This is a genomic window from Mycobacterium paraintracellulare (assembly GCF_000276825.1).
Lineage (GTDB): Bacteria > Actinomycetota > Actinomycetes > Mycobacteriales > Mycobacteriaceae > Mycobacterium > Mycobacterium intracellulare.
In genome coordinates this window covers 1,900,472-1,916,196 of record NC_016948.1, presented here as the reverse complement: position 1 = coordinate 1,916,196, position 15,725 = coordinate 1,900,472, and the positions used below count along the sequence as shown (strand labels likewise).

17 protein-coding genes are annotated in these 15,725 nt (G+C 66.7%); 13 read left to right on the top strand and 4 right to left on the bottom strand.

Going from position 1 to position 15,725, the window contains the following annotated elements:
- The first annotated feature begins 63 nt into the window (after nt 1–63).
- Entirely contained in the window at nt 64–531 is a 468-nt protein-coding gene (locus OCQ_RS09045) for a GreA/GreB family elongation factor (protein ID WP_014384357.1), read from the top strand.
- Between the two features lie 205 nt (nt 532–736).
- Here the strand turns inward: OCQ_RS09045 and fdxA are convergent, their stop codons facing one another.
- Complete coding sequence (gene fdxA, locus OCQ_RS09040; RefSeq protein WP_043954708.1) at nt 737–1,090, bottom strand: ferredoxin; 354 nt, start codon at nt 1,088–1,090, stop codon at nt 737–739.
- 52 nt (nt 1,091–1,142) lie between these two features.
- On the opposite strand from fdxA, the gene OCQ_RS09035 reads away from it, so the two are divergent.
- Together OCQ_RS09035 and OCQ_RS09030 are read left to right on the top strand one after the other, a co-directional pair.
- Complete coding sequence (locus OCQ_RS09035) at nt 1,143–1,550, top strand: cupin domain-containing protein (protein ID WP_232065583.1); 408 nt, start codon at nt 1,143–1,145, stop codon at nt 1,548–1,550.
- Between the two features lie 116 nt (nt 1,551–1,666).
- Complete coding sequence (locus tag OCQ_RS09030; protein WP_041784902.1) at nt 1,667–2,413, top strand: succinate dehydrogenase/fumarate reductase iron-sulfur subunit; 747 nt, start codon at nt 1,667–1,669, stop codon at nt 2,411–2,413.
- 15 nt (nt 2,414–2,428) lie between these two features.
- Here OCQ_RS09030 and OCQ_RS09025 read toward each other — a convergent pair whose 3' ends face one another.
- Both OCQ_RS09025 and OCQ_RS09020 read right to left on the bottom strand, forming a co-directional pair.
- Nucleotides 2,429–2,866 (bottom strand): group III truncated hemoglobin, encoded by a 438-nt coding sequence (locus OCQ_RS09025; RefSeq protein WP_014384353.1) that lies wholly within the window; start codon nt 2,864–2,866, stop codon nt 2,429–2,431.
- Nucleotides 2,859–3,593, bottom strand: a complete 735-nt coding sequence (locus OCQ_RS09020; RefSeq protein WP_014384352.1) for a helix-turn-helix transcriptional regulator — start codon at nt 3,591–3,593, stop codon at nt 2,859–2,861. The genes OCQ_RS09025 and OCQ_RS09020 overlap by 8 nt, the downstream gene beginning before the upstream one ends.
- Before the next feature lie 130 nt (nt 3,594–3,723).
- Here OCQ_RS09020 and OCQ_RS09015 point away from each other — a divergent pair, with 130 nt between their 5' ends.
- The 7 genes from OCQ_RS09015 to OCQ_RS08985 all read left to right on the top strand — a co-directional run bounded on the left by OCQ_RS09015 (nt 3,724) and on the right by OCQ_RS08985 (nt 10,371).
- On the top strand, nt 3,724–4,704 hold the full coding sequence (locus OCQ_RS09015) for an Acg family FMN-binding oxidoreductase (protein WP_014384351.1): 981 nt from the start codon (nt 3,724–3,726) through the stop codon (nt 4,702–4,704).
- Between the two features lie 86 nt (nt 4,705–4,790).
- Complete coding sequence (acnA, locus tag OCQ_RS09010; protein WP_041785536.1) at nt 4,791–7,586, top strand: aconitate hydratase; 2,796 nt, start codon at nt 4,791–4,793, stop codon at nt 7,584–7,586.
- A gap of 44 nt (nt 7,587–7,630) precedes the next feature.
- Entirely contained in the window at nt 7,631–7,957 is a 327-nt protein-coding gene (locus tag OCQ_RS09005; protein WP_041785533.1) for a carboxymuconolactone decarboxylase family protein, read from the top strand.
- 4 nt (nt 7,958–7,961) lie between these two features.
- Nucleotides 7,962–9,095 (top strand): mandelate racemase/muconate lactonizing enzyme family protein, encoded by a 1,134-nt coding sequence (locus OCQ_RS09000; RefSeq protein WP_014384348.1) that lies wholly within the window; start codon nt 7,962–7,964, stop codon nt 9,093–9,095.
- An 89-nt stretch (nt 9,096–9,184) separates the two neighbouring features.
- Nucleotides 9,185–9,631 (top strand): OsmC family peroxiredoxin, encoded by a 447-nt coding sequence (locus OCQ_RS08995; protein ID WP_014384347.1) that lies wholly within the window; start codon nt 9,185–9,187, stop codon nt 9,629–9,631.
- A gap of 37 nt (nt 9,632–9,668) precedes the next feature.
- Nucleotides 9,669–10,142, top strand: coding sequence for a hemerythrin domain-containing protein (locus OCQ_RS08990; RefSeq protein WP_014384346.1), 474 nt, complete (start codon nt 9,669–9,671; stop codon nt 10,140–10,142).
- A 37-nt stretch (nt 10,143–10,179) separates the two neighbouring features.
- Nucleotides 10,180–10,371: a ferredoxin gene (locus OCQ_RS08985; protein WP_041784900.1), complete on the top strand. Its 192-nt coding sequence runs from the start codon at nt 10,180–10,182 to the stop codon at nt 10,369–10,371.
- Between the two features lie 96 nt (nt 10,372–10,467).
- On the opposite strand, the gene OCQ_RS08980 is transcribed toward OCQ_RS08985, so the two are convergent.
- The gene (locus tag OCQ_RS08980) at nt 10,468–11,235 is read right to left on the bottom strand and encodes a DUF2249 domain-containing protein (RefSeq protein ID WP_014384344.1); all 768 of its coding nucleotides are present in this window, start codon (nt 11,233–11,235) and stop codon (nt 10,468–10,470) included.
- Between the two features lie 96 nt (nt 11,236–11,331).
- Here OCQ_RS08980 and OCQ_RS08975 point away from each other — a divergent pair, with 96 nt between their 5' ends.
- From OCQ_RS08975 to OCQ_RS08965, 3 genes are read left to right on the top strand one after another with little or no spacing between them, the layout of a single operon-like run.
- Entirely contained in the window at nt 11,332–12,042 is a 711-nt protein-coding gene (locus tag OCQ_RS08975; protein ID WP_041784898.1) for a helix-turn-helix transcriptional regulator, read from the top strand.
- A complete protein-coding gene (locus OCQ_RS08970; RefSeq protein WP_179960065.1) occupies nt 12,032–13,123 on the top strand; it encodes a hypothetical protein in 1,092 nt (363 codons plus the stop codon). Before OCQ_RS08975 ends, OCQ_RS08970 begins: the two co-directional genes overlap by 11 nt.
- On the top strand, nt 13,120–15,714 hold the full coding sequence (locus tag OCQ_RS08965; RefSeq protein ID WP_014384341.1) for a multicopper oxidase domain-containing protein: 2,595 nt from the start codon (nt 13,120–13,122) through the stop codon (nt 15,712–15,714). The genes OCQ_RS08970 and OCQ_RS08965 overlap by 4 nt, the downstream gene beginning before the upstream one ends.
- Nucleotides 15,715–15,725: the final 11 nt, after the last annotated feature.

Genomic DNA, 15,725 nt, shown 5'->3' with positions numbered 1-15,725 from the left:
GCGCCGGCGGGACCAACCCCACATTCTCGCGCACTCGAACGCTGTCAGAAGAAAGGGAAAGATATGACCAGCACTCAACCCGCATGGATTTCGCCGCAGGCCTATGAGCGGCTCCAACGGGAACTGGCGACGCTGCGGGAGTTGTGTGACACCAACGCCGTCGGCAGTGCCAATGACGACAACTCGATCGCTGTCCAACGCGCGTGGCAGGTCCGCATTCGACGGATTCATGAGTTGTTGGTCGACGCGGTCGTCGGTGAGGATCCACCCGACGACGGGATCGCCGAGCCCGGCATGGTTTTGACCATCCGCTACGACGACACCGGCGAGGTCGAAACCTTTCTGTTCAGCGTGCGCGGCGCCGAATACGGTGGCATGGAGGTCTATTCGATCCGATCACCGCTGGGCGCCGCCATCGCCGGTGCGCGTCCAGGCGAGCAGCGAAGCTATACCCTGCCCAGCGGTGTCGCACTCAGCGTCACCCTCCTGAAGGCCGTCCCCTACGGCGTTCACCTCGCGGGCCTCAGCTGACGGCGATCCCATGATTTTCGATGTGATCGACCCGCTGGCGACGATGTTTCTTCTGGTCGCGGGGATCTTTCTTCTGATGGCCGTCGCGTACGGGCGGATGTGATGGGCGAGGCGAGGATCACGTCACGAGGCGACGAGCAGCGGCACGCCCGCGACATTCACCCCGAGATTCCCCGCGGCGCCTCGCGTGGCATGACGACCGCGCTCACCCTTCCTCGGGTTCCTGCTTGGGCAGGCTGGCCACCAGCGGTGTGTCGACGCCGAGCGGGCCGATCTTGGCGGCCCCGCCCGGCGACCCGAGAGGCCCGTCACGGCCCTCCAGCGTGTCGGAAAAGAACGCCGCGTTGTCCGCCTGATACGGCTGCAACTCCTCGGGCAGGTCATCCTCGTAGTAGATCGCCTCGACGGGGCAAACGGGTTCGCACGCCCCGCAATCCACGCACTCGTCGGGATGAATGTACAGCGCGCGGCCACCCTCGTAGATGCAGTCGACCGGGCACTCCTCGACGCAGGCCCGATCCATCACGTCCACGCATGGCTTCCCTATCACATATGCCATGCTGTAGAGTTTACACAAGTGCGGTTGTATAAACCAGATGGAGTGGGCGCCGATGACCGACAACGCGAAACCCCTGGCCGACAACGAACTCGGCGCCGCGCGGCTGCCCAAGGCCGGCACGCGATCGACGGTCCTGGCCGCCGATGCCGGCTTGCCGACAGGCCGATTGCCCGAAAACGCCCGAGTGGCCAAGCGGTCCGGCATGCGCGAACAACACCTGGACTGGAACATTGTCACGCTGCCGCCCGACGGCGAAATCGACGCCCCCGGAACCGAAGTCGACGCCATGATCCACGTGCTGTCCGGTAGCGGCCGGCTCACCACCGCAAAGAACACGATCCAACTGGCGCCCGGCGCCGTGTTATGGCTCCCAGGTCGGGCGCGTCCGCAGTTCATCGCCGGCCCGGACGGACTTCGCTACCTGACGGTGAACCACAAGTGGAAAATCCTGCCGCCGTAGTTGAAGGACGCGATGGCAACAATCCTTGATTTAAGGAAGTTGTCGGCTCGCTGGCTATTTCCTGCGCGGCAGGGACCGATTGGATGCATAGCCTACTGACGGGACGGAGGCGTTTGATGACTTACAACGGGAATATTCGAGTGTGGCGCGGCGACGAGCACGGGGGCGAATTCCACGAGTTCTCCGTCGAAGTCAACGAGGGCGAGGTCGTACTTGACATCATCCACCGGCTGCAGGCCACGCAAGTTCCCGACTTCGCAGTGCGCTGGAACTGCAAAGCGGGCAAATGTGGGTCGTGCTCCGCGGAGATCAACGGCTACCCGCGGTTGATGTGCATGACCCGCATGTCGAGCTTCACCGAGAACGAAGCCGTCACCGTCACCCCGATGCGAGCCTTCCCGGTAATTCGCGATCTCGTCACCGATGTCTCGTTCAACTATGAAAAGGCCAGAGAGATACCGTCTTTTGCACCGCCGAAGGATCTTGGTCCCGGTGAGTACCGGATGGCCCAGGTCGACATCCAGCGCTCGCAGGAGTTCCGCAAGTGCATCGAATGCTTCCTGTGCCAGAACGTCTGCCACGTGATCCGTGACCACGAGGACAACAAGCGAGCGTATGCGGGACCACGCATGTTCATTCGCCTCGCCGAACTGGAGATGCATCCCCTCGATACCGCCGATCGACGAGACCTCGCCCACGATCAGCAGGGACTGGGACTGTGCAACATCACCAAATGCTGCACCGAGGTCTGCCCGGAGAACATCAAGATCACCGACAACGCCATCATTCCCATGAAGGAACGCGTCGCCGGCCGCAGATACGACCCGGCGGCCTGGCTGGGGCGCAAATTCTTTCGCCGGTAGTACGCCCCTCGGCGTTCAGCGCGGGACCAGGCTGTCGAGTTCCGGCGAGTCCGCGCCCGTCAGCCGTCGGTGCATCGCCCAGGCGATGCGGGCGCCCTGGATCTTGGCGCGCTCCGCGATGGGCCCCCGGAACATCTCATCGACGGTGTCGTTCCAGACGGTCAGCCAGCGGACAAAGTGACGGTCGCCCAACGGGATTCGTTCGTGGACGTGCCGGTGGGCGTGCAATGCGCTGCCGCGGTACAGTCCGGCGCGGAACAGCACCGTTTCCCAGAAGTTGGCCATCACCGGGATGTGCGACTCCAGGCCCTTGCTCCGCAACTCCGAGAAGGGTTCGGCGAGGGTGTCGTCGAACATCACCCGGCCATAAAACCGGCGCAACAGCGCCTCGATGTCCGCGCGGGCGACCAGATCTGCGTCCGCCTGGCCAACGGGAACACACAACTCAGTCATGCGCGATCACCGTGGCCAGACACAATTCGGGTTCGACGAACGGCTCCAATTCGACCTCCATCCCCGGCGCCGAACCAACCGGCTTCGTCGGGCCCGCCAGGCCCTGCAGCAGGCCCCGGTGCAACGCGCAGGCCACCTCGGGATGATCACGAGCCAGATCACGGACCGGGCAGCTGTGCAGGCGAATGGTCCGCTGGTCGCCACGGGACGATCGTCGAGCGGGAACCGGTTCGGGACCGAATCCCATCCGTTCGAACATCGTCGTGATCATCGCCGACCGCTGCTCGACGGCCTCCTTCGGTGCGGTGTCGGCGCGAACATGTTGTCCCGCAGCGTCTTCGTCCGGGCCGTCGTCGGTGATCCGTTCCGCCCAGCGCCGGCCGGCGGCTTCGGCGCGGCGGCGCCTCTTGTCGGCGGTGTCACCGAGCTCCAAGGCCAATATTTCGGCAAGGATTCGATAGTCCAGTCGCTCGCGCACCGCGCGGTAGCCGGTGCGGGGCCGGCCCACACCGGTCCTCGTGATCCGGGTCCGCTCGACCAGTCCCTCGGCGCACAACGCGTCGAGATGAAAACGCACCGTCGTCGTGTGCAGCCCAAGCCGCGCGGCGAGTTCGGCCGCATCGACCGGTTCGCCATGCTCGCGCACCAGTTCAAGAACTCGTTGGCGCTGCCGGTTCTGTGCCGCGCGGTGCGGCCGTCCGGCCTCGTCTCCGTGCTGCTCGCCCACCCCGTCCGTCCTCTCGTCCGGTTGCCTTCCAGCTATTTCGATGATATTATTCATTAATAATAGCACCACACGCCCCACATGTCTTCGGTAGCGAACGACATTGGGACACCAGAGAAACCGGAGGTGCGCCGTGTTGGACACCATGGTGGAAGCCCAGGTCATCGAGAACGCGGTCCGGTTGGCATGCCGCGCCCCGTCCCTGTACAACACCCAACCGTGGCGGTGGGTGGCCGATGGCCCCCGGCTGGACCTGTTTCTCGATGTGACCCGTGTCGTACACGCGGATCGATCGATGCGCGAGGCCCACATCGGCTGCGGCGGTGCGCTCGAACACCTTCGGGTGGCGATGGCCGCCGCGGGCTGGAGCGCCGAGGTCGACCGGTTTCCCGATCCGGACAATCCCGCGCACCTGGCCCGGGTGACCTTCGTCCCCACGGACGCAGTGACGGACGAGCAGCGGCGACGCGCCGACGCGATCCTGCGACGCCGAACCGATCGGCTGCCGTTCCTCGCGCCCGTCGACTGGGAATCGTTGGAGGCCGCGCTTCGCGGCCGGCTCGGCACCGGCGCGGTGCGATTGGATGTACTGCCGGAGGAGATGCGCCCGCGGTTGGCCGAAGCCGCCGCGTTCACCGAGTCGCTGCGCCTGTATGACTCCTCGTACCATATCGAACTCGACTGGTGGACAGCGCCGTTCGAAGCATCGGAAGGGATCCCCTACAGCTCGTTGATTTCGGCCGCCGAGTCGGAGCGGGTAGGCGTCAATCGCCACTTTCCCTTCACCCGCAATCTGGACAGGCGCGGCGGGGTGACGCGGGATTTCTCGAAGATCCTGATGTTGTCCACCGAAGATGACAGTCACGCCAACGCGCTGGCGTGCGGCGAGGTGCTGTCGAGCGTCCTTTTGGAATGCACGATGGCCGGTTTGGCCACCTGCCCCGTATCGCAACTGACCGAACTATCGGTCAGCCGTGAACTACTCGCGGCACTGACGGGCCACACCGACCTCCCCCAGGTGTTGATCCGAGTGGGTGTCGCACCGGCACTCGACGCGGCACCACCACCCACGCCGCGGCGCGCGCTCGCCGACGTCTTGCGGCTGACGAGTTGAGTCTCGCCCCCGCGACCACTGTCCTTTGATCCGCTTCTTTGACTACGGTGGTGAAGGGGTCGCCCACAACCGGTGAGGTGAATGCGATGGCATTGAACAGCTTTGGAACCCTGGACCGGCTTACGGTCGACGAGCAGACATACCTCATCCACCGCCTTGATCGAATCGACGGTTCGGCCCGGCTGCCGTACAGCCTGAAGGTTCTGCTGGAAGATCTGCTGCGCAACGAAGACGGCCATCTGGTGACCGCCGAGCAAGTCCAGGCACTGGCAGATTGGGATCCGGCCGCCGAACGTGGGCGGGAGATCGCCTACACCCCCGCCCGTGTCTTGATGCAGGACTTCACGGGCGTGCCATGTGTGGTCGACCTGGTCGCGATGCGCGACGCCATCACCGATCTGGGCGGCGACACCAAGAGGATCAACCCGCTGTGCCCGACCGAGTTGGTGATCGACCACTCGGTGATCGCCGATGTCTTCGGACGCGCGGACGCGTTCAAGATCAACGCGGAGCTGGAGTTTCAGCGGAACGCTGAGCGCTACCAACTGCTGCGCTGGGCGCAGCAGTCATTCGACGACTTTTCGGTAGTGCCTCCAGACACCGGCATCTGCCACCAGGTCAACCTGGAATACCTGGCCCGAGTGGTGTTCACCCGCGACAGCGCGGACGGCCCGCTGGCCTACCCCGACACCCTGGTCGGCACCGACTCGCATACCCCGATGGTCAACGGCCTGGGGGTGCTGGGCTGGGGCGTGGGCGGCATCGAGGCCGAGGCGGCGATGCTGGGCCAGCCGATGAGCATGCTGCTCCCGCCGGTCGTCGGCCTCAAACTCAGCGGCGAACTACCGGCCGGCACCACGGCCACCGACCTGGTGTTGACCGTGGCCGAGCTGCTGCGTCGTACCGGCGTGGTCGGCAAATTCGTCGAATTCTTCGGTCCCGGGGTGGCCAACGTGCCGCTGGCCAACCGGGCCACCATCGGCAATATGAGCCCGGAGTACGGGGCCACCTGCGCGATCTTCCCCGTCGACGCCGTCACGTGCGACTACTTGCGGCTGACCGGCCGCTCCGAACACCAGATCAAGCTGGTCGAGGCTTACACCAAAGAGCAGGGCATGTGGCACGACCCCGACCGCGAGCCGACGTACTCGCAAGTCCTCGAGTTGGACCTGGGCAGCATCGAGCCGTCGATCGCCGGGCCGAAACGGCCGCAAGATCGCATCCCGCTGCGGTTGGCGCCGCAGACCGTGTGCGCGCTGCTCGGCGGGGCGAAGACAACCGAGGAGGCCTTGTCCGAACTCGATGAGGCTTCAGCAGACTCGTTCCCGGCCAGCGACCCGATCGCGTTCGGCAACACCAGCAGCCCTGCGGGCAGACCGCGTACGCCGGACACCGACTGCGTCGAGGGTGAGTGGCTATCGACCGCCGTGGCCGTCGAATTGTCCGATGGCACCCGCACCGAAGTCGACAACGGTCACGTGGTGATCGCGGCGATCACGTCGTGCACGAACACCTCCAACCCGTCGGTGATGGTAGGCGCCGCACTACTGGCCAAGAAGGCGGTGGAGAAGGGGCTGTCGCGCAAGCCCTGGGTGAAGACGTCGCTGGCGCCGGGTTCGCGGGTGGTCACCGACTACTACGAAAAGTCGGGACTGACACCGTATTTGGACAAGCTCGGCTTCAACCTGGTGGGCTATGGCTGCACCACGTGCATCGGCAACTCTGGCCCGCTGATCCCCGAGGTGAGCACAGCGGTGACCGACAATGACCTGACGGTATGTTCGGTGCTATCGGGCAACCGCAACTTCGAGGGCCGCATTCACCCCGAGACCAAGATGAATTTTTTGGCCTCCCCACCGCTGGTGGTCGCCTACGCGCTGGCCGGTACCTTGCACACCAACCTGCTGAGCGACCCGATCGGCACCGGCAGTGACGGCGAGTCGGTGTACCTGCGCGATATCTGGCCGTCGGCGGACGAGGTCGCCACCGTCGTCGGCGACAACCTGCAGGCCGAGATGTTCGCGGCCAGCTACGCCGACGTGTTCACCGGCGACGAGAACTGGCGTTCCCTTCCGGTTCCGGACAGCGACACCTTCCAATGGAATGCCGGCTCCACCTACGTGCGACAGCCGCCCTACTTCGACGGCATGACCCCCGAACCCCAGCCGGTCGCTGACATCACCGCCGCTCGGGTGCTGGCCAAGCTGGGCGACTCGGTCACCACCGACCACATCAGCCCGGCCGGCTCGATCAGGTTCGATTCGCCGGCCGGAAAGTATCTGTCCGAGAACGGCATTGAGCGCAAAGACTTCAACTCCTACGGATCCCGGCGCGGCAACCACGAGGTGATGATCCGCGGGACGTTCGCCAACATCCGGCTGCGCAACGAACTTGCCCCGGACACTGAAGGCGGTTTCACCCGCGACTTCACCCAGTCCGACGGGCCGGTTACCACCATTTACGACGCGTCGGTGAACTACATCGCAGCCGGCACGCCGCTGGTGATCCTGGCGGGTAAGGAATATGGCTCGGGCTCGTCGCGAGACTGGGCGGCCAAGGGTACCCTGCTGCTGGGCGTGCACGCCGTATTGGCGGTTTCCTATGAGCGCATCCACCGCTCCAACCTGATCGGGATGGGAGTGTTGCCGCTGCAGTTCCCGGACGGACAGGATGCCGAGTCGTTGGGACTGACCGGTGAGGAAACCTTCGACATCACCGGTGTGAGTGCATTCAACGACGAGCTGCCCGACACCGTGCACGTCAAGGCCGGCGACATCGAGTTCGACGCCAAGGTAAGGATCGACACCCCCGGTGAAGCCGACTACTACCGGCACGGCGGCATCATGCAGTACGTGCTGCGGAAACTGCTGGGCAAAAAGTAGTCCAAACTGCCCGCCGGACAACACAACTCGATAAGGAGATGCTCATGGCAGACGGAATGTACCCACAGGCCACCCAGGAGGTCTACAACCGTCGCAAAGAACTCGCCCCGCATACCCACGAGGCCTTCGAGGCGTTTTCCCGCGCGGTGTTCGCCGAGGGCGCCCTGCCGGAGAAGACCAAACAGCTCATTGCCGTCGCGGTGGCACACACCACCGAGTGCCCGTACTGCATTCAGGGCCACACCAAGCTCGCGCACCGCAAAGGCGCCAGCGACGAGGAGATCATGGAGGCCGTCTGGGTGGCCGCCGAAATGCGCGCCGGCGGCGCCTACGCCCACTCCACCCTGGCCCTCACGGCACTCGCCAAATAGTCGCATGCCTCCGATCGCCCGCGACCGCGCCGCAGTCATCGCCAAGGTCGAGACGGTTCCACTGCGCATCCCGCTCAAGGTGGACAGCACACCCGGAGCGTCCCTGTGGGGAGACACGCTGACTGCCGCAGACTCGCTGCTCGTCAAGGTGACGACCCGCGACGGGGTCGAGGGTTGGGGGGAAGCCTTCGGCTTTCGCGCCGTCGATTCGGCCAAACTTGCTGTCGAGCAACTGATCTCACCGCTCTGCATCGGCCAGGACGCTGCGCGGATCGCGCCCCTGATGCTGGCGGCGCAAAAGAAGCTGCACGTTTTCGGGCGCGGCGGCGCGTTGACCTATGGGCTCTCGGCGGTCGACATCGCCCTGTGGGACATCGCCGGTAAGCTCGCCAACGCTTCCGTCTGCCGGCTTCTCGGTGGCGGAGCCGCCACCATGCCGTGTTATGCGAGCCTGGCCTGCTATTCGGACCCATCGCTGGTGCGCGCCGTGGTCCGGCAAGCAATCGACGCCGGCTTCCGCGTGCTCAAGCTGCACGAGGCGGGCATGCCGGCAATCCGCGCGGCCCGTGAAGAAGCCGGCCCCGACGTCGAGCTGATCGTGGACGCCGGATGCCCCTGGACCTTGGCCGAGGCCGGTGCCGCCGCTGGCGAACTCAGGCAGATTCGGCTCAAATTTCTCGAGGAGCCGCTGTGGCCGCCGGAAAACTTCGACGGACTGGCCGAACTGCGAAGAAGAACCGGCATTCCGATCTCGTCCGGCGAGAACGCTTCGACCTTACTGGAATTCGAGCGGATGCTCAGCGCGGGGGCGGTGGACTTTGTGCAGCCGAGCCCGGCCAAGATGGGCGGCATCAGCGAGTTGTGCAAGGTGTTTCCCATCGCGGCCGTCCACAACATTCCCGTGATGACGCACTCCTTCTACGACGGCCCCGGGTTGCTCGCGGCGCTTCATGCGACCGCTGCGCTGGGCAACGTCGACTCCATGATCGAGTGGCGCTGGTTCGAGCTGGAAGCGTCCGTCTACGGCGATGCCCTGAGCCCGAAAGGGGGCCGGATTGCGGTCCCGCAGGGTCCGGGCCTGGGAATGGACCCCGACCCGGACGTCATCAGCGCTTACCGTCGGCAGACGACACCATGACGGCGCTCTGGCCAACACACGACGGAACGGTCTAGAGTTTACACAATTGGACTTGTGTAAATGGCAGGCAACAGAAAGAGGTCGAAGATATGAGCATCGCAGAACGGGCCGCACGGACCACCTGGGAAGGCCCGCTGGCATCCGGCGAAGGCACGCTGTCGCAGGGCAGCAGTGGAGCCCTTGATGGGTTGCCGCTGACCTGGGCCTCGCGCACCGAGCAGCCCGGCGGCAAGACCAGCCCGGAAGAATTGGCCGCGGCGGCGCACTCGTCGTGCTTCTCGATGGCGTTGGCCTTGAAGCTGGGTGAGAACAACACGCCGCCACAGCGGCTCGACGTCACGGCCACCGTGACCTTGGACGCGGTCGATGGCGTGCCGACCATCACCACATCGCAGTTGAAAGTCATCGCAAGCGTTGCGGGGCTGGACGCCGAATCCTTTGCCGCCGTGGTCGATCAGGCCGCCGCCCTGTGCCCGGTATCGCGATTGTTCGCCGGCGCCACGATCAGCGTCGACGCCAAGCTCGACGAGACGTAACCCGCCCGTCCCGCGGGCTGACGCACAGGAGGCACGAATGACCAGCCTGACATTATCCGCCGAGCTGACGCGAGAACACCGCGAAATCGATGATGCGATAGAGGCTTTCATCGAAAAGCTCGACTGTGGCAGCGTGCAGCGCGAACTAATGACCGACACGCTGGAGGCGCTGCGCCGGCACATCTACCTCGAGGAGGTCTTCCTGTTCCCGCCGCTGCGCGAGGCCGGGATCGTGATGCCGATCTTCGTGATGATGCGTGAGCACGGCCAGCTGTGGCACACCATGGGCGAGTTGGCCGAGCTGCTCGCTGACGGGAGCGACAGTCAGCGGCTGAGGGATACGTGCACGCAGCTGTTGGACCAGCTTCACCAGCACAACTCCAAAGAAGAGCCGGTCATTTATCCGAACGCCGACACCGACCTGCCGCCGCACACGAGCGCGGAACTGACCCGGTTCATCGAGACCGGACGCACTCCCGAAGGATGGGTGTGCCAGCAGGCCAGTGCGTGAGGCTTTCATCCCGCTGAAGTACCGAAGAAGATTCTCAATGCGCGTGGTAGTGGACCGTGATCGCTGTGAGGGCAATGCCTTCTGTGTGAACATCGCACCCGATGTGTTCGAGCTCGACGACGACGAGTACGCCGTGGTCAAAACCGACCCCATCCCCGCTGAGCAGGAAGCACTCGCCGAGCAGGCCATCGCCGCGTGCCCTCGCGCGGCGCTATCGCGCGAAGACTAGAAGCCACGAGGTCTGGCCTGACTCGTCGAGCCTGCAGCCTTACGAATTACCCTGACAACCAACGGGATTCAGGCTGCTTCTCAAACATGTCGCCACTCACCCCTTGATCAGCCGTAACCGCCACGCCTCCGGCCCGCGCTGCTCGTAGTAGACCTCAAGCCGCCCCGACGCGCGGTCGTTGAGCTGGTGCAGCAATGGGATCGGGTCGTGGGGCGCCACCAGCACCAGGGCGCCGCCGGGCGGAACGGCATCGAACGCACCGAACACGGTGGCGTGCCGGATCGAGTGCGGCACCTCGCGGACGTCGAGCACGGGATCGTCGACATCGGTCTCGCCGCAACCGCAGTTGTGTGAGTGCTCGTCGCCGTTGGCGGAGGGGGCATAGCCGAGGAGTTCGTTAATGCCCTCGGCCACCTCCATCAGGGAGATATCCGGGTCGGCGGCGACGATCGGCAGGATCCGCTCGTTCTCGTCAACCAAATGTGCGTCGAACAGCACCCGCAGGGCGTGGGCGGAACCGGCCGCGCGCACCGGCGGTTCCGTACGGATGCCGTCGACGAGGGAGCCGATGATGCGGTGCGCCGCGATCATCGATTCGATCAGGGGCCGCGCACGTTGGGTGTGGGTGGCGGCCGAGTACAGCCGCTCCTCTTTGGCGGCGGCAATGGGCAGCAGCTGATCGGCCAGGAATGCCAGGGTCGAGGATCGCGCCGACTCGAAGTCCGCACCGCGCTCGAGCGCCGACACCATCGCATCGGTCAGCACCGCGAGCTGCCCCGCGAGCTGCGCGTTGTGGTTGGTGATGGCTTCGACCGCCGCGGCGTCGGCAGCTGTGGACGCCACGATCACATCGTTGGCTGGCATGTTTTGGTTCCTTTCCGTTGAGCCCGGTCGCTCCGCTGAGCGAATGTGACTCATTGCCCTATGTGCATCGTCCAATAATTTACTACAGTAAATTCCATGAAAAAAGAGCCTATCGTCCTGGGCCCCCGCCCCACGCCGGTGCTGGAGGCGCCGGTGGCGCTGTCCGGGCAGCGGCTACGGGTGCTCGAGTACGTGCGCGCCCACTCCCCCGTCCGGGTCGCGGAGGCCGCCGCGGCGCTTGACCTGCACGCCAACACCGTTCGCGAACATCTCGACGCGGTCGTCGAACTCGGGCTCGTCGAACGCTCCATCGCCAGGACTTCCGGGCGCGGACGTCCGGCCACGTTGTATCGGGCGTCGGCCGCCGACCCCGCGGTGGCGATACGTGACTACGCGGGCTTGGCGACCGCGCTGGCCGGACAGCTCGCTCGCACCAGCGCTCACCCGGAGCGCGACGCGCGCGCCGCCGGCGTCGAGTGGGGCCGCGAACTCATCGACGAGTACAGCCAGACCGGCGGTGATGCGCGGCAGTCCGTGCTCGAGGCGCTGGCCCGCCTCGGCTTCGCGCCGGATGACGACCCAGACGCGCTGAGTGCGCACCGAGGCATCGCGCTGCGCCGCTGTCCTCTGCTGAACGCGGCCCGTCGCTACCCGACCATCGTCTGTCAGGTCCACCTCGGCATCGTCGAGGGAATGCTGGAGCGGCTCGGCGCCGCCGACACACCGGGGCTTGGTCTCATCCCGTTCGCCGAACCCGGCGCCTGCCGGCTGTTCTTACCCGATCCCGTTGTGCGGCATGATGACTGACCGAGCCCTCCCGCCCCGGGCGCTGCTGCTGGTGCCCGGCGGGTTCGCGCTGTTGGCCGGGCTTGACGCGGCGCTGATGCTGCTTGGCCTCCCCGCACCGATCGAAACCACCCGGCTGACCGAGGTGCACGGCATCCTGCTGGTGCTCGGGTTCGTCGGCACGGTGATTGCGCTGGAGCGCGCCGTGGCCGCGCAGCACTGGTGGGCCTACCTGAGCCCGCTGTTTCTCGGCGCCGGCGCGGTGTTGCTGGTCACCCGGGTACCCCGCAACCTCGGCGGCGTCCTGTTGCTCGCCGGATCCGCGATGTTGGTCGCGGTGTACGTGCCGCTGTGGCGACGGGCCGCCGATGTGTCGGTTCTGGTCCAGGTCGGCGGTGCCGTTTTGGCGACCGGCGCGGCACTGTTGTGGCTGGGCGGCGTGCCGATCCCCGATCTGTTGCCCTGGCTGTCGGGATTTTTGATCCTCACGATCGTCGGGGAGCGCCTCGAACTCGCCCGCGTCGCCATGCTCGGCACCCGGGCCGAGGCGCTGCTCACGGCGATCGTCGTGGCGATGGTCGCGGCCACCGTCGCCGCGCTGTTGTGGCCGACGTTCGGCTATCCGCTGCTCGGGGCGACGCTGTTGGCGACGGTGGCGTGGCTGGGTCGGTTCGATGTCGCCCGCCGCACCGTGCGCGCGACGGGGCTGCCCCGATACATGGCGGTGTGCCTGCTCGCCGGCTACGGATGGCTGCTGGTACCGGCGTCGACATGGCTGCTGGTCGGCCAAACACCTGCCGGCGCAAGCTATGACGCGGTGGTGCACGCGGTGATGCTGGGCTTTGTGCTGTCGATGATCATGGCGCACGCACCCGTGATCCTGCCGGCCGTGTTGCGCCGCCCACTGCCCTACACCCCCCTGATGTACGGCCCGGCCGCGGTGTTGCATGCGTCGCTGCTGCTGCGACTGGCGGTCGGTGACGCACGCGGCGTCCACTGGGCGCTGCAGGCGGGCGGCGTGCTGAACATCGTCGCCGTCCTCGCATTCGTTGCCGTCGCCCTCAATTCGGCCCTGCGCGCGGCCCGTCGGGTGCCGGCATGAATCGTTCGGGATGGCACCTGCGCGCCGGTGCGGTCGTGTTCGCCTGGCTCGCCGCGCTCGTCGTGGTGGCGGCCGCGCATCGATTCATTCCGCTGTCCGGCTGGCTGTTGGTCCATCTGCTGGCCCTGGGCGCCGCCGGCAACGCGATCCTGATCTGGAGCCGCCATTTCGCTGATGCGCTGCTGCGCCGGCCGCCGGATCCGGCGCGGACGGCGGAAGTGTTGCGTATCACGGCCTTTAACGCCGGTGCCGTCACGGTGGTCGCCGGCATGCTGGGCCGGTGGTGGCCGGTGGTGCTGGCGGGCGGTGTGGTGGTCGCCGTCGCCGCCCTGGCGCACGGCGCGACACTGCTGCAGCAGATGCGCACCGCGCTACCCGCCCGCTTCGGCGTCACCGTGCGCTACTACGTCGCCGCGACGGTGTGTCTGGCCCTCGGCGCGGGATTTGGTGTGGCGATGGCGAATTCGGCGCTCCCCGGCCGCGTCCACGAGCGATTCGTCATCGCGCATGCGGCGGTGAATTTGTTCGGCTGGGTGGGGCTCACGGTGCTGGGCACGCTGGTCACGCTGTGGCCGACGATGCTGCGCACCCGGATGGCCACCGGGGTCGAGGTGGCCGCTCGCCACGGCCTGCCGGCCCTGCTGACCGCGCTGGCCGTGACCGTCGGCGGTGCGGTGGTGGGATCACCGCCGATCACCGGACTGGGCGCCCTCGGGTATCTCGGTGCCGCCGGGATCGTGCTGCGGCCGCACCTCGACGAGATCCGCCGCAAGCGCCCCAACGACTTTGCAACCCTCTCGGTATTGGCGGGTGTGGCCTGGCTGATCGGGTCGCTGGCCTTCGCCGCCGTCGCACTGGCCATCGCGCCGAGCTGGCCGGCGGCGGTCGCGGCAGCCGCTGAACTCACCGCGCCGGTGCTGGCCGGCTTCCTGGTGCAGGTGCTGCTCGGTTCGCTGACCTATCTGGCGCCGGTCGTGATGGGTGGGCGCGCGTCGACGCTGGCCGCCGGCGCAGAGCTCGAGCGCGGGGCGCCGTGGCGGCTCACCGTCGCCAACGCCGGGCTGCTGCTCTGTGTTCTTCCGGCTCCCAGCCTGGTGCGGGTCGCGGCTTCGATTCTGGTGCTGGTGTCCTACGCGGCCTTCCTGCCGCTGCTGGTTCGGGCGGCGTGGCGGGCGCACCGGGACCGCGACAAGCCCACGACCCCGGGCCAGCCGGAGGGGGTGCCCCCGCGCCGGCGCCGCGGCGTCGCCGCCGCCGGACTCGGGGTTGTCGTGCTGTCGACCGCGGCCGGCGTGGCGGCCGACCCGGCGTCGTCGCTCGGTATCGGCACCTCACCCCGGGTGGCCGTGGCCGCCACCGGACACACCACCACAGCGTCGCTCCGAATCGAGGGGATGCGCTTCGTGCCGGACACGGTCGAGGTTCCCGCCGGTGACCGGCTGCAGATCACTCTTGCCAATACCGGCACCGACCAACACGATCTGGTGCTGTCCAACGGCACTCGCACCGGACGGATCTCACCGGGCGAGTCGACCGTCCTGGATGCCGGGGTGATCGGCTCCAACCTCGACGGCTGGTGCGCCGTGGCCGGACACCGACAGATGGGTATGGTCTTTTCGGTCCGGGTGACCGGTGCGCCGATGCCCACAACGCATTCGGTGCATCCCGGTCACCACGGGCCGGCCCCCGGCGCGACGATCCCTCCCGGCGACATCGCCCGCAGCCTCGGTGCCGACCGCGGGCCGGGCTTCACCCCGCGTGACGCCACGCTGCCCCCGGCAACGGTCGAGCATCGCCTGACGCTGCCGGTGACCGAGATCCAACGGGAGGTGTCACCCGGGATCACCCAGCGGCTCTGGACATTCGGTGGCACCGCCCCCGGACCCACGTTGCGCGGCAAGATCGGTGACGTCTTCGAAATCACCCTCGTCAACGACGGCAGCACCGGGCATTCGATCGACTTCCACGCCGGGGCGCTGGCCCCCGACCGACCGATGCGCACCATCCAACCCGGCCAGCGCCTGGTGTATCGGTTCACCGCCACGCGGGCGGGAATCTGGCTGTATCACTGCTCGACGATGCCGATGTCACTGCACATCGCCAACGGCATGTTCGGGGCGGTGATCATCGACCCGCCGGACCTGCCGCGCGTGGATCGCGAATACCTGATCGAGCAGTCGGAGATGTACCTCGGCCGGCCCGGAGGCGAGGCCGACGCCGACAAGGTCGCCAAGGACACGCCCGACCTGGTGGTGTTCAACGGCTACGCCCGCCAATACGACCACGCGCCGCTGACCGCTCGGGTGGGCGAGCGCGTTCGCATCTGGGTGCTCGCCGCGGGACCGAACCGGGGCACGTCCTTCCACGTCGTCGGGGGGCAGTTCGACACCGTGTGGTCCGAGGGCGACTACCGGCTGGGCGGTAAGGGAGGCCCGGGCGCGGGCGGCGCGCAGACGCTCGGATTGTTCGCGGCCCAAGGCGGATTCGTCGAATTGACCTTCGGCGAGCCGGGTCGATACCCGTTCGTGTCACATGCGATGGTCGACGCCGAACGCGGCGCCCACGGCATCATCGAGGTGGCCGGGCGGTGATCGGGCGACCG

Coding starts and splice junctions, on each gene's coding strand:
- OCQ_RS09045 (WP_014384357.1), top strand. CDS start 64: ATGACCAGCACTCAACCCGCATGGATTTCGCCGCAGGCCTATGAGCGG.
- fdxA (WP_043954708.1), bottom strand. CDS start 1,090: ATGGCATATGTGATAGGGAAGCCATGCGTGGACGTGATGGATCGGGCC.
- OCQ_RS09035 (WP_232065583.1), top strand. CDS start 1,143: ATGACCGACAACGCGAAACCCCTGGCCGACAACGAACTCGGCGCCGCG.
- OCQ_RS09030 (WP_041784902.1), top strand. CDS start 1,667: ATGACTTACAACGGGAATATTCGAGTGTGGCGCGGCGACGAGCACGGG.
- OCQ_RS09025 (WP_014384353.1), bottom strand. CDS start 2,866: ATGACTGAGTTGTGTGTTCCCGTTGGCCAGGCGGACGCAGATCTGGTC.
- acnA (WP_041785536.1), top strand. CDS start 4,791: ATGGCATTGAACAGCTTTGGAACCCTGGACCGGCTTACGGTCGACGAG.
- OCQ_RS09005 (WP_041785533.1), top strand. CDS start 7,631: ATGGCAGACGGAATGTACCCACAGGCCACCCAGGAGGTCTACAACCGT.
- OCQ_RS09000 (WP_014384348.1), top strand. CDS start 7,962: ATGCCTCCGATCGCCCGCGACCGCGCCGCAGTCATCGCCAAGGTCGAG.
- OCQ_RS08995 (WP_014384347.1), top strand. CDS start 9,185: ATGAGCATCGCAGAACGGGCCGCACGGACCACCTGGGAAGGCCCGCTG.
- OCQ_RS08990 (WP_014384346.1), top strand. CDS start 9,669: ATGACCAGCCTGACATTATCCGCCGAGCTGACGCGAGAACACCGCGAA.
- OCQ_RS08985 (WP_041784900.1), top strand. CDS start 10,180: ATGCGCGTGGTAGTGGACCGTGATCGCTGTGAGGGCAATGCCTTCTGT.
- OCQ_RS08980 (WP_014384344.1), bottom strand. CDS start 11,235: ATGCCAGCCAACGATGTGATCGTGGCGTCCACAGCTGCCGACGCCGCG.
- OCQ_RS08975 (WP_041784898.1), top strand. CDS start 11,332: ATGAAAAAAGAGCCTATCGTCCTGGGCCCCCGCCCCACGCCGGTGCTG.
- OCQ_RS08970 (WP_179960065.1), top strand. CDS start 12,032: ATGATGACTGACCGAGCCCTCCCGCCCCGGGCGCTGCTGCTGGTGCCC.
- OCQ_RS08965 (WP_014384341.1), top strand. CDS start 13,120: ATGAATCGTTCGGGATGGCACCTGCGCGCCGGTGCGGTCGTGTTCGCC.